We start from the raw sequence: 12,387 nt of genomic DNA, 5'->3' as shown, positions 1-12,387 counted from the left end.
CGATGACCGGGAGGGGTTCGTGCGTAGGTCATACAAGTTCCTGCTGCGCCCCACTCCGAAACAGGCCCAGGCGTTGACAGAGATGCTGGCCGATCACTGTTCCCTGTACAACGGTGCGTTGCAGGAACGCCGGGACGCATACCGGCACCAGTCGAAAACGACTGTGCGATACAACGAACAGTCTGGCCAATTGAAGGAGATCCGGGCATTCGATCCGGATCGGCAAGGCCGCTGGTCGTTTTCCTCGCAGCAGGCCACGCTACGCCGCCTCGACAGGGCGATGCAGGGGTTCTTTCTGCGGGTTCAGGCAGGTGAGGCTCCGGGCTATCCGAGGTTCAAGGGAGTCGGGTGTTTCGACACGGTGGAATTTCCCCGGGACGGCGACGGATGCCGGTGGGACTCCACGCCGACCGAACCGGTCACCCGGGTCCGGTTCCAAGGTGTCGGGCATGTCCGCGTCCACCAGCATCGTCCGATATCGGGCCGGGTGAAAACCGTGTCTGTGAAGCGCGAAGGGCGACGTTGGTTCGTCATCGTGTCCTGCGACGATGTGCCTGTCCAGCCATTGCAGGAAACCGGGAGGAGCATCGGTATCGATATGGGAGTTGTCCACTTCCTCACCACGTCCGGCGGTGAGCATGTGGCCAATCCCCGTTACCTGGCGCAATCCGAAAACCGGCTCATCGGCGCACAACGTGAGCTGGCGAAGTTCCCGCGGAGACCGAGGACCAAGCGGAGCCGTAGGCACCGCGCGGCGGTTGCCAAGGTCGCCTCTGTACATCGGAAGATACGACGGCAGCGCCTGGACCACGCCCATAAGACCGCGTTGAACTTGGTGCGACAGTACGACGTGATTGCCTACGAGCGCCTGAATGTTGCAGGCATGACCCGTGCTCCGAAACCTGGACTCGGCAACGAGGGTGAGTTCATGCAGAACGGAGCGCGAGTCAAGGCCGCGTTGAACCGTTCGATTCTCGATACAGGGTGGCGAAGTTTCCTGACGATCTTGGTAGGCAAGGCTGAAAGCGCCGGTCGCCGTACGGTCGAAGTGGATGCTCGCAACACCTCTCGCACGTGCCCAGCTTGCGGGTACGTGTCGGCACACAACCGCATCACGCAAGCGGAATTCATCTGCCTGCGATGCGGATTCACCGGTCATGCCGATCGGGTAGCCGCATGCAATATCGCAGTCAGGGCTGGGCTGGCCCTTCCTGCCGTCGATTAGCGGCGGGGAAAGCCCTGCGGCTTCTGCGGCGGGGCGGAGTCACCATGATGTAGAAGGTGTCGAAAAATCGTAGATGACCTGGCGTAATCCTCGTGGCAGACATCGGGGCGGAGGTCAGGCGTCCGGTGAGGTGCGGTAGCGTTCGGCCATGGCTGGAGCACTGTGCCCCGGGTCGTTCGACCCCGTGACCAATGGACATCTCGACGTGATCGCCCGCGCCGCCGGGCAATTCGACGAGGTCGTCGTGACCGTCGTGGTGAACCCCAACAAACAGGGCATGTTCACCGTCGAGGAGCGGATGGACCTGATCCGCGAGGTCACCGCCCACCTGCCCAATGTGCGGGTGGAATCCTGGCGCGGCCTGCTGGTCGACTTCGCCAAACAGCAGGGCATCACCGCCATCGTCAAGGGCCTGCGCGATGCCACCGACTTCGGCTACGAGCTCCAGATGGCTCAGATGAACCGCAAGCTCACCGGTGTCGACACCTACTTCATCGCCACCAACCCGGCCTACGGCTTCGTCTCCAGCTCCCTGGTCAAGGAGGTCGCCGCCTACGGCGGTGACGTCGCCGACCTGCTCCCGCCGATCGTCCACAAGCGCCTGCTCGCCCGCATCGCCGAACGCCGGGGCTGATCGCCACCGCGGGGGCGCAACCTCTTCCACCCCTGCGGAATCCGGCCCGGTTCGGAGTGCGCGGACGGCGATAATCACAGTGCGCGGACCGTCAGGCCGCGCGGTTCGGGCGCCGGGGCCGGCTCGATCCGGCCGTCCGGGCGGCGTCGGCGGGTGGCCAGGGCGGACCGCAGGTGCCGGGCCGGCCGCCCCCTGACCAGGTCGTCCCAGGTCCAGCGGACCACGTCGAAACCGAGGGCGCGCAGATAGGTTTCACGGGTCCGCTCGCGCTGCACGGCGGCCGCGAGGTCCTGACCCGGCCGCAACAGCCGGCCGTACTCGGTGGGCCCGTCGAATTCGCAGAGGACACCGGCGGATTCGTAGTAGAAGTCGACCCGGCCGACGAACCGGCCGTCCGGAGTCAGCACATTGCCCTGCGATCGGGGCAGCGGTAGCGCGTGCTGCTGGATCATGGTGCGGCTCAGGGACTCGCCGATGCTCCGACTGCGGCCGTCGAGCATCGCGATCACCTGCTTCGCCTGCCCGATCCCGTAGCGGCCCTTGGCCCGGGCGAGCTCCTCACCCAGTTCGGCCGCTCCCAGTCCGAACATGCCGGCCAGCGCGTCGCCCGCCACGACGGCCGCGTCGAACGGCAGGGTCAGGGCCAGATCCACCACCGTCCGCGCCGGGGTGGTGACCAGCAGCCCGTCGAGCTCCGCCGCCGAATCCACCGGCGAACCATGGATTTTCGTGCAGGGCCTGGTCCGGCCGCCACCGCGGCGGTTGCGGGTGACGCACACGCGGTCCAGGGGCGCGCGCCACAGCGTGGTGCCGTAGAGCACGGCCGCCGACTGGTGACTCACCACGGTGCCCGCCGCCATGTCCGGCAGCACGGCCCGGATCAACCGCCGATGCTGTTCCCGCCGGTCCAGAGCCGGCGCGAGCCCGTGCTGCCCACGTCCGCGCTGTTGCCCGAGGCTCCGCTGCTGCCCGTGGCTCCGCTGTGCGCCGCACCCCTCGAGCAGCGCCTGCCGGGATCCGCTTGTCCCGCACCGCCGTCCGCCACTCCCGGCCGTCCCCCTGGCACCGGTGGTGATCGTCTCGGCCGTGGCGCCCATCGCCGCGGCGGCAGCCGTGGTCCGGGCTGTCACTCGCCCTCCCGGCGGGGCGGCTGCGGGCGCCGGTGCCGCACGCACGACCCGCAGACCCGCCCCGTCGGCCGCTGCGGTCGCGGCCCGGCCGTATCCCGCCGTCCCCCAAGGCATCCGCGCCAACGGTCCATGTCGGAACTCCTTTCGTCGTCGATGCTGTCTTGGACGCCGACCGGCCGAAAAGGGTTCCCGCACACGCGGAGAACACCGAGGGGATGAGGCTCAGAACACCCAGAGCCGCAGGGTGAGGAAGCGCATGGTGCCGACCGCGGCGGTGATGCCCAGCACCGCAATGGCTTCGGTGAGGCCGCCGATGCCCGGCTCGGTGACCTCGAGAATGGCCAGCCCACCCGAAGTGATGGCCAGTCCGGCCAGCGCGAGCGCGCCGCCTTCCAATTGCGCTGTGTACCAGCGCACCCGGTCGGCCGCCTGGAAGGTGAGCCGCCGGTGCATCTCGTTGGCCAGCGCGGTGCTCACGATGGAGCCGGCCAGATTGGCCAGCTGCGGGCCGCCGCCGTAGAGCGCGAGGAACAGCAGGATGTAGCCGACATTGCTGAGGCCGCCCACCAGGGCGAAGCGAATCAACTGCGCGAAGACCGCGTCGCCGCGGAGCCATACCCCGAGCCGGCCAAGCCAGCGCGAGCCCGTCGCGTGCAGGGCTTCGGTGCCGTGGGCGAGGGCCTCGGTGCCGTAGGCCAGGGCTTCGGTGCCGTACGTATAGGTGTTCACCAGCCCGGTCACGGGCATCGTCGCCCGTTCCGGAATCTCGTGGACAGCCATCGTCTTCCCCATCCGAACACATCGGTGTCGGCCGGGCGGTCCGGAGTTCTTCCGGGCCAGCCAGTGGCCGACACGTTCTCGCCCTTCCACGGTAACACCAAGTGGAGTGGATTCCTCCACTTGTTTTTGTGGTCTGTGAAACAGGCCATGTTCCGGAAAACCAGCGACACGCCGTGTCGGACCTTGTTGACAGCGCTGAGATTGGCAGACTGGCGGAAGCGGAGAGTCTCGCCGTGAGTCCTGGCAGGAGAGTGGGGTAGCACATGTACCGGGTATTCGAAGCGCTCGACGAACTGGTGGCCATCATCGAAGAGGCCCGTGGCATCCCGCCGACCCGCAACTGCATCGTGCCGCGCGGTGAGGTGCTGGAACTTCTGGATGATGTCCGCGAGGCCCTGCCCGGCGAACTCGACGACGCCCAGGACGTGCTCGATCACCGCGACAAGATCGTCACCGACGCCCGCACCGGCGCCGAGACCACGGTCAAGACCGCCAATGAGCAAGCGCACCACACGGTTACCTCCGCGCGCGACGAGGCCGACCGCATCCTCGCCGACGCCAAGGCGCACGCCGATCGCATGGTCGCCGAGGCCCGCGCCCACGCCGAGCACCTGGTCGGCTCGGCGGAGGAGGAGGCCGAGCGCACCGTCGCCGACGGCCAGAAGGAATACGACACCCTCACCGGCCGGGCCCGCGCCGAGGCCGACCGCCTGGCCGTCGCCGGACAGGCCTCCTACGACCGCTCGGTCGCCGAGGGCAAGGCCGAGCAGGACCGTCTGGTCTCGCAGACCGAGGTGGTCCGCGCCGCCCATGTCGAATCCGCCCGGCTCATCGACACCGCCCAGGCCGACTCGGACCGCCTCCGCCAGGAATGCGACGACTACGTCGACGGCAAGCTCGCCGACTTCGAGGAAACCCTGCACAACACGCTGCGCATCCTCGGCCGCGGCCGCCACCAGGTCCGCCCGGGCGGTTCCGTCCCCGACTACGCCTCCGAGTTCCGCCGCTGAATTTCCGGTTGGATTGCCCGCTTTCGTCCCATTTGGGTCGCAAGCGGGCCCTTCGGTATTGTTGGGTGGTTGCCCATTCCACACCTAGCGTGAGTGAGTTCAGAGATGTCCGCCGATTCCGGTCATGGTTCGCGTCATCGTCACAAGACGACCGACGCGGGCTTCGTGCTGGACGTACGCAGTCTCGGACGCGCCCCCGGTTCCATGCGCGAACTGCAGCGCACCCTGACGACCGCCGAGAAAATCGGCCTCGATCTGATCGGCATCCCGGCCGGTGCGCAGGTCGAGCTGGATCTCACGCTGCAGTCGGTCTCCGAGGGTGTGCTCGTCACCGGCACGGTGTCGGCTCCCATCGAGGGCGAATGCTCGCGCTGCCTCGAATCGTTCACCGACGAGATCGAATTGCAGCTCACCGAGCTGTTCGCCTACCCGGACAGCGCCACCGAGCAGACCACCGAGGAAGACGAGATCCCGCGCCTGGTCGACGATTTCATCGACCTGGAACCGGTGATCATCGACGCCGTCGGCCTGGAGCTGCCGCTGCAGCCGCTGTGCGAGCCGGACTGTGCCGGATTGTGCCCGGAATGCGGCGTCAAGATGGCGATTGCGGGTTCCGGCCACGGTCATGAGATACTTGACCCTCGCTGGGCCGGACTCGCCAAGTTCTCTGCCAAAGAACACAGCAACGCTGAGTCCACCGACGCGGAGACCGTGTCGGACCCATCAACCGATTCCACCCTTGCGGGACACAACGGTGCCGCAAGTAAGAAGACAGAGGAGAGCTAGTCGTGGCCGTTCCGAAGCGCCGGATGTCCCGTGCCAACACCCACGCGCGTCGCAGCCAGTGGAAGGCCGCCGCGCCGACCCTGATCACCTGCCCGAACCGCGCCTGCGGCCAGAAGACCCTGCCGCACATCGCGTGCCCGAGCTGCGGCACCTACAAGGGCCGTCAGGTCACCTCCGCGATCTGATTCGCTTCAGCCGACCGTGACCGCCAGCAAGGATGCGGCGGATATTCCCGCCGTAGGTGATGCAGCCGACCATGCCAGTCTGCTCGAGGCACTCGGCGTGGACGTACAACCGGAGCTTCTGCGCCTAGCGCTGACGCACCGGTCGTACGCCTACGAGAACGGTGGCTTGCCGACCAACGAGCGCCTGGAGTTCCTGGGCGATTCGGTGCTCGGCCTGAGCATTACCGAGCGCCTCTATCTGGAGCACCCGGACAAGTCCGAGGGTGAGCTGGCGAAGCTGCGCGCGAGCGTGGTGAACATGCACGCGCTGGCCGAGGTGGCCCGCTGCCTCGGTGAGGGCGGTCTCGGCCGCCATCTCCTGCTCGGTAAGGGCGAGGAGCTCACCGGTGGCCGCGACAAGCCGAGCATCCTGGCCGACGGCATGGAGTCGCTGCTGGGCGCGGTGCACCTGCAGCACGGCATCGATGTGGCACGCACCGTCGTGTTGCGGCTGTTCGCCGAACTGCTCGAGCGCGGTCCCCGCATGGGGGCCGGGCTCGACTGGAAGACCAGCCTGCAGGAGCTGACCGCCGAGCGCGGTATCGGCGTGCCCAGTTACGAGATCACCTCCACCGGGCCCGACCACGACAAAGAGTTCACCGCCACCGCGGTGATCGGTGGTCAGGGTTATGGCCAGGGGGTGGGCCGCTCCAAGAAGGAAGCGGAACAGAAGGCCGCGGGCGCGGCCTACAAGGCGTTGAACGCCGAGAACGCGCCCGAGGGTTCGGCCGACGGCTCGAAGAGCTAGATGCCCGAACTTCCCGAGGTCGAAGTCGTCCGGCGCGGGCTCACCGAGCATGTGGTGGGCCGCGTCCTGGACCGGGTGACGGTCAAGCATCCGCGTTCGGTGCGCCGGCACGAGCTGGGCGGAGACGATCTTGCCGCCCGACTGACCGGTCTGCGCGTCGAGAACGCGCAGCGGCGGGGCAAATTCCTGTGGCTCACCTTCGATGAGCCGGACACATCTCTGGTCGTGCATCTCGGCATGTCCGGGCAGATGCTGGTGCAGCCCGCGACCGCGCCGCTGGAGAAGCACGCGCACATCATCGCCGCCCTCGACGACGGAAACGAACTGCGGTTCGTGGACCAGCGCACCTTCGGCGGCTGGATGCTCTCTGATCTGGTCGAGGTGGACGGGATCTGGGTGCCGGAGTCCGCCGCGCACATCGCGCGCGACCCGCTGGATCCGCTCTTCGACGCCGATGCCGTGGTGAAGACCCTGCGCGGCAAGCAGTCCGAGATCAAGCGGCTGCTGCTGGATCAGACCGTGGTGTCCGGTGTCGGCAATATCTATGCCGACGAGGCGCTGTGGCGGGCCAAGATCCACGGTGAGCGCTCGGCGGCCAAGCTGACCGGGCCCGCGCTGCACACGCTGCTCGGCGAGACGCGGAACGTCATGGACGCGGCGCTGCGGGCCGGCGGCACCTCCTTCGACGCCCTCTACGTGAACGTCAACGGCCAGTCCGGGTACTTCGAGCGGTCGCTCAATGCCTATGGGCGCGAGGATGAGCCGTGCCGGCGCTGTGGTGCGATCATGCGCCGGGAGAAGTTCATGAACCGTTCGTCTTTCTCATGCCCCCGTTGCCAACCCCGCCCGCGCGGCTGAGACCAGCGGGTATTCTTCGCTTCAAGGTCATTCCAGTGTGGCCGAGCCTCCCTATCCTGTCTGTCGAGGCGCTACCTTTTTCACTAGCGGCATGTGTTGTGCCGGCTGGAGGAAACAATGCGCAAACTGACCTACTACGTCGCGGCCACCATCGACGGATTCATCGCCACCGATGCGGGCTCGGTCGACTTCTTCCCGGTCGGGGGTGACCACGGGCCCGCGATCATCGCGCAGTATCCCGAGACTCTCCCGACCAAGGTTCGTCAGGTGCTGGGCGTCGACAAAACCTGCCAGAACTTCGACACCGTGATCATGGGCCGCAAGACGCACGATTTCGGCGTCCGGACCGGCACTTCCAGCCCGTACGCCCATCTGCGGCAGTTCGTGGTGTCCACCACGCTGCCGGAGAATCCGGCCCCCGATGTGGAGTTGATCGCCGGGAACCCGACCGAGCGGGTGCGCGAGCTCAAGCGCGAGAAGGGGCTCGGCATCTGGCTGTGCGGCGGCGGTGAACTCGCCCAGACCCTGCTGCCCGAGATCGACCAGGTGTTCCTGAAGCTCTACCCGATGGTGCTGGGCCACGGCCGCCCGCTGTTCGGCACGGCCGGTCACCTGCCCGAACCCGCCCGGTTCCGGGTGCTCACCAGCCGCGTCTTCGAGGACGGCGTGGCCTTCATCAAGTACAGCCGGGTGCGCTGACCGCCGCTATGCCAGGTCGTGGTCGAGCGCGTAGATCGCGGCCTGGGTCCGATCCCGGACACCCAGCCGCGTCAGGATGTTCGAGACATGGTTCTTCACCGTGCCCTCGCTGACATACAGGGCGCGAGCGATCTCCCGGTTGGACGCGCCGGTCGCCAGCAGGCGCAGGATCTCCGACTCCCGTTTGGTCAGGTCGGCGGCGGGTTGCGGGCCGGTGCCGCGGCCCGGGTCGCGCAGCATGCCGAGCACGCGGGCGGACACGGTCGCCGAGTACTGATCGATACCGGCGTGCACGAGCCGGACCGCCGCGGCGAGGTCGGCCGCCGGCAGATCCTTGAGCAGGTATCCGCGCGCGCCCGCCCGCAGGGCCCGGATGACGTACTCGTCGTCGTCGAAGGTGGTGAGCATGAGGACCTTCGTGCGATCGCGTAGTGCCGCCGCCGCGGCCAGGCCGTCCAGGACCGGCATCCGGACGTCCATCAGTACCACGTCGGGTTTCCTTTCGAGGGCGAGATCGACTGCGGCCGAACCGTTCTCAGCGGTGCCGACTACTCGCACCCCGGCCTGGAGCGTGAGCAGGGAGGCGATGCCCTCGCGAACCAGGGGTTGATCGTCGGCGATGAGGACGGTGGTCGCGGTGGTCATCGTGCACCCCGGGGGAGTCGCGCTCGCAGCCGGGTGCCGGCCGGCCCGGTGTCCACCCGGAGTTCTCCGCCCAGGAGTGCGAGCCGTTCGCGCATGCCGGTCAGGCCGTGACCCGCCACCGCGCCGGGATCGAAACCCCTTCCACCGTCGGAGATTTCGAGGAGGCTGTGCGCGGTCCGGTGCTCCACGCGAACCGTGGCGGTCGGCGCTCCGGAATGGCGGAACGCGTTGGTGAGACCCTCCTGCGCGGCCAGATACAGGGCGAACGCCGCGGATTCGCCGGGCTCGTCGGCGCCGGCGATGTCTATCCGCACCGGAAATCCACTGCCGTCCAAGCGGTTCGCCAGTGTTGTCAGTGCGGCGGCGAGCGTGAAGCCGCCGGTGTCGGCGCGCAGGGTTCCCACGGCGGTGCGTACCTGATCCAGTGCCGCACGTGCGGAATCGCGCGCGTCGGCGAGGGCCTGATCCGCGGCGGCGGCATCCCGGCTCCGGTACGCGGCCGCTTTTTCCAGCTGGATCGCGACCACCGCCAAATGGTGTCCTGCGGTGTCGTGGATATCGCGCGCCACCCGCGCGCGCTCGGCGGCCGCGGCCAGCGACGCCGCCTGATCGGCGTATTCCCGCAGGCGCGCATGCGATTCCGACAACTCCGCCAGCAACCGTTCGGCCCGCCGCTGGCCGTTCTCGGCCCGCACCGTCAGCGCCCCGAGAGCCACGGCGAACACCACCCCGGTCGAGAACATCACGAACTCGGCCGGCCGCGCGGTGCCGGTGCGGTCGTGTGCGTGCAGCGCGACGGCGGTGGCCACCACGCCGAGGATCGTCGCCGCCACCCCGATCGCGGCCCGGCGGCCCAGCGTCACAAAGGCTTCGAACGGCAACAGCACGAACAAGACCTTGGCATTGCCCGAAACGTCGGCAGCCGCTGCCACCGCGAACAGCACCGCATGCCCGCCGACCGCCGCCACCGCCATGATCCACCCGGCCCGCCACGGCTCCGGCGCTGCGGCCACACCCGGCGCCCCGGAAGCAACCGCCGCGCAGGCTGATTCGGCCGCGGCTCCGTCGTCGCGTCGGTGCGGCTCGTCTGGCGGGCGCGGCGTGCTGCCCGGGTTCGAATCGGGAGGCCATCGGCGGCGGTGCAGCGTGGGCGACTCCGGGTCGTCGGCAGGGTGCCGGGAGGTGGCCGCGATCCGGCCGGCGACCTGGGTGGACCGGCCGGAGCGGAGGTCCAGCGCGGTGAGTGCGAGCAGGGCGAGGGTGAGGGTGGTGAGGCGGAGGGGAGTGGCAGGGATGGTGGCGGAGAGGGCCGCGAACCAGGCGGCGCACAGGACCGAGGCGTAGGTGAAGCACGTTACCCAGGTGAGTGCGCGCGGCCGGGACATGGGATCGAGCGTAGGGACGCGGTGCGGGCGGGGCGAGGGACCGGCGCGGAAATAGGTCGAAGGTCATGCTTTCGTCACCGTCACCGTGCCGCAGGTCATCGGCCGGGCGGCACTTATCGGCCGGGGGTGCCGGTTCGTAGCGTTCGGGAGGTACGACTTCGTCTGCCCCGGAAGGGAATTGCGTAATGAACGGTCGATCGTTGTTCCGGCTCGCCGCCGTCGCCGGTGTGGTGTGCGGTGCGGCCACCGCACTCGCTGGTGTCCTGGAAACCATTGCCGTGCAGAAGTTTCCGGTCACCGAGGTGCTCAATGGCGGGGCGGTGCCGTTCGGGATCGCGTTCGCGGCGGGGCTCTACCTGGCGCAGTACGAGCGGATGGGGCGGTTCGGTGGATGGGCGTTCGCGGTGCACTTCCTGAGCTTCGGATACTTCGCGGGCATCGCGTTCACCATGAACTTCGTCCTGGTGCATCTGGATTCGGCCGTGGTCGGCCACCTGCTCGACGGGCCCGCGCGCTGGGCGTTTCTCGCCACAGCGGCGCTCACCCTGCTCGGGACCTGGCTGTTCTCGGCGGCACTGTGGCGTGCGCGAATGGTCCCGCCCTTCGCCGTCGGGTGCTATGCCGCCGGACTGACGGCGCTGTCGCTGACGTTCCTGCTGCCCGCGCCGATCGTGCGGGTGGGCCATGTGTTCGTGGGCGCCGGCATGATCTGGCTGGCCACGTGGCTGCGTGCGGCGGCCGGGCGCGCCGCGGACCGGCTGCCGCAGTACAGCTGATATGTGGGCCTGTTCTGTCAAGTGGCAGGTGAAAGCGGTCCCGGCAACGTGGGTTGCCGGGACCGCTTTCGTGTGCGGTCGGGCGGGTCTGCCTCGGGTCGTGTCGTGTTGGCGACGGCGTGGTCAGACTGATATGCGCGGGTTGGTTACCGCAGGACGACTGTTCGATGGGGACGGTGCCGCTGGTCTAGAGTCGGGCGTGACAACGCGAAAAACGTTGCTGCCCATAGCTGTCGCGGATCGTCCCGCACGCCGACACGAGTGTTCGCCGCCCGGCCGCGGGTCCCGGGGCCGGTGCTCAGCCGTCGAGGACTGCCAGTGACCAGCACCAGCCGGCGAGTTCGCGGGCGATGGCGACATTGGCGATCACGGGGCGTTTGTGGTGGGCGGTGAACTGTTCCCAGCGGTGGTGGAGCCGGTGGTTGCCAGCGTGCCCGCGAGCGCGGGCAGCGGCAGGGGCCAGCGCCCATCGGGCACTCATGGTGGCGGTGGGATTGCGGTAGGTGCGGCGGTGGTGCCAGGCGGCCTCGACCAACAGTCGGCGGGCGTGACCGTTGCCGGTCTTGGTGATCGAGCCCTGGCTGCGAGTGCTGCCGGAGGAGTATTCGGTGGGCACCAAACCCAGATACGAGCCGATGGACTTGCCGGTGAACAGGTGCCAGTCGCCGATCTCGGCTGCCAGAGCGAACCCGGTCAGGGTCGAGATACCACGCAGACACCCGAGCCGGCGCACGAGCGGGTGTATTCGCTGGTAGCGGCCAGCTCGGCGATGGCGGCATCGAGCCTGTCGCGGCGCGTCTTGGTCAACAGCATCGCTTCGAAGTCGGCGTCGAAGGCCGTCTGCAAGGGCGGCTGGTCGAAGCGCTGGGCCCGCAACCAGACCTCGTGGGCCCCGGTCCACGCCTGTCCGCCCGAATAGACGATCCCTTGCCGCAGAAGAAGTTTCGACAACCGGTGCCGGGACCGCATCAGATCACCGCGGGCGTCCTCGCGGGCACGGACCAGATCCCTCGCCGCTTCCTGAGCAACGGTGGGCACCCTCACCGCCACGATCTCGCCCAGCCGCAGCAGCCGCGCCAGATGAAGCGCGTCACGCGCGTCGGTCTTGACCCGGTCCCCGACCGGGCGTTGCAGTTTCGACGGGGCCACCACCACCGTGTCGATCCCGGCCGCCGTCAACGCCCGATACAACCCGAACCCGGTCGGCCCGGCCTCGTAGGCCACTCTCACCGGTGCCGCCAAACCTGTCAACCAGCCCACGATCTCGACCGGATCCGGGCACAACCGCCGCCTGCTCACCTGCCCGGACTCGTTGTCGATCGCGCACGCCACCACCGACAACGCGTGCACATCCAGCCCGACACTCGTACGCTCGATACTCACCGGGGGCCTCCTGACCTGCAAATGTGGCTCTACCGAAGTGAGTTTCACCCCGGCAACCCACGTCGTTTTGCAGAACCGAGGCCTCCGGCCCCAAACCTCAGCGG

At 68.3% G+C, this 12,387-nt stretch carries 13 protein-coding genes and 1 pseudogene; 9 read left to right on the top strand and 5 right to left on the bottom strand.

The genetic code is table 11. From position 1 onward, the window contains the following. The first annotated feature begins 19 nt into the window (after positions 1-19). Both ABZV44_RS19350 and coaD read left to right on the top strand, forming a co-directional pair. A complete protein-coding gene (locus ABZV44_RS19350) occupies positions 20-1,225 on the top strand; it encodes a transposase (protein ID WP_354837821.1) in 1,206 nt (401 codons plus the stop codon). Positions 1,226-1,373: 148 nt separating this feature from the next. Further along, on the top strand, positions 1,374-1,859 hold the full coding sequence (gene coaD, locus ABZV44_RS19345) for a pantetheine-phosphate adenylyltransferase (RefSeq protein WP_354837819.1): 486 nt from the start codon (positions 1,374-1,376) through the stop codon (positions 1,857-1,859). A gap of 74 nt (positions 1,860-1,933) precedes the next feature. Here coaD and ABZV44_RS19340 read toward each other — a convergent pair whose 3' ends face one another. Beyond that, positions 1,934-2,989: a hypothetical protein gene (locus ABZV44_RS19340; protein ID WP_354837817.1), complete on the bottom strand. Its 1,056-nt coding sequence runs from the start codon at positions 2,987-2,989 to the stop codon at positions 1,934-1,936. A 222-nt stretch (positions 2,990-3,211) separates the two neighbouring features. Further along, on the bottom strand, positions 3,212-3,769 hold the full coding sequence (locus tag ABZV44_RS19335) for a GtrA family protein (RefSeq protein WP_354837815.1): 558 nt from the start codon (positions 3,767-3,769) through the stop codon (positions 3,212-3,214). 263 nt (positions 3,770-4,032) lie between these two features. Between ABZV44_RS19335 and ABZV44_RS19330 the strand changes: the two genes are divergently transcribed. From ABZV44_RS19330 to ABZV44_RS19305, 6 genes are all read left to right on the top strand, one after another. Further along, the gene (locus ABZV44_RS19330) at positions 4,033-4,779 is read left to right on the top strand and encodes a DivIVA domain-containing protein (protein ID WP_354837813.1); all 747 of its coding nucleotides are present in this window, start codon (positions 4,033-4,035) and stop codon (positions 4,777-4,779) included. 105 nt (positions 4,780-4,884) lie between these two features. Then, positions 4,885-5,565: a DUF177 domain-containing protein gene (locus ABZV44_RS19325; RefSeq protein ID WP_354837811.1), complete on the top strand. Its 681-nt coding sequence runs from the start codon at positions 4,885-4,887 to the stop codon at positions 5,563-5,565. Between the two features lie 2 nt (positions 5,566-5,567). Further along, positions 5,568-5,750 carry a 50S ribosomal protein L32 gene (rpmF, locus tag ABZV44_RS19320; RefSeq protein ID WP_040859971.1) on the top strand — a complete coding sequence of 61 codons (183 nt, stop codon included), beginning with the start codon at positions 5,568-5,570 and terminating at the stop codon, positions 5,748-5,750. A gap of 16 nt (positions 5,751-5,766) precedes the next feature. Further along, positions 5,767-6,537: a ribonuclease III gene (rnc, locus tag ABZV44_RS19315; RefSeq protein WP_354837808.1), complete on the top strand. Its 771-nt coding sequence runs from the start codon at positions 5,767-5,769 to the stop codon at positions 6,535-6,537. Further along, a complete protein-coding gene (mutM, locus tag ABZV44_RS19310; protein WP_354837806.1) occupies positions 6,538-7,395 on the top strand; it encodes a bifunctional DNA-formamidopyrimidine glycosylase/DNA-(apurinic or apyrimidinic site) lyase in 858 nt (285 codons plus the stop codon). It begins immediately after the preceding gene. Positions 7,396-7,512: 117 nt separating this feature from the next. After that, positions 7,513-8,094 (top strand): dihydrofolate reductase family protein, encoded by a 582-nt coding sequence (locus tag ABZV44_RS19305; protein WP_354837804.1) that lies wholly within the window; start codon positions 7,513-7,515, stop codon positions 8,092-8,094. A gap of 6 nt (positions 8,095-8,100) precedes the next feature. Here ABZV44_RS19305 and ABZV44_RS19300 read toward each other — a convergent pair whose 3' ends face one another. Then, positions 8,101-8,739 (bottom strand): response regulator transcription factor, encoded by a 639-nt coding sequence (locus tag ABZV44_RS19300; RefSeq protein ID WP_354837802.1) that lies wholly within the window; start codon positions 8,737-8,739, stop codon positions 8,101-8,103. Continuing rightward, the gene (locus ABZV44_RS19295; RefSeq protein WP_354837800.1) at positions 8,736-10,124 is read right to left on the bottom strand and encodes a histidine kinase; all 1,389 of its coding nucleotides are present in this window, start codon (positions 10,122-10,124) and stop codon (positions 8,736-8,738) included. Before ABZV44_RS19295 ends, ABZV44_RS19300 begins: the two co-directional genes overlap by 4 nt. A gap of 185 nt (positions 10,125-10,309) precedes the next feature. Here ABZV44_RS19295 and ABZV44_RS19290 point away from each other — a divergent pair, with 185 nt between their 5' ends. Then, the gene (locus ABZV44_RS19290) at positions 10,310-10,900 is read left to right on the top strand and encodes a hypothetical protein (RefSeq protein WP_354837798.1); all 591 of its coding nucleotides are present in this window, start codon (positions 10,310-10,312) and stop codon (positions 10,898-10,900) included. A gap of 298 nt (positions 10,901-11,198) precedes the next feature. Here ABZV44_RS19290 and ABZV44_RS19285 read toward each other — a convergent pair. Further along, positions 11,199-12,283: pseudogene (locus tag ABZV44_RS19285) on the bottom strand (IS110 family transposase). Positions 12,284-12,387: the final 104 nt, after the last annotated feature.

Source organism: Nocardia sp. NPDC004860 (genome assembly GCF_040609015.1).
Lineage (GTDB): Bacteria > Actinomycetota > Actinomycetes > Mycobacteriales > Mycobacteriaceae > Nocardia.
Note: the sequence above shows the minus strand (reverse complement) of the source record. Positions and strands in the feature narration are given on the sequence as shown.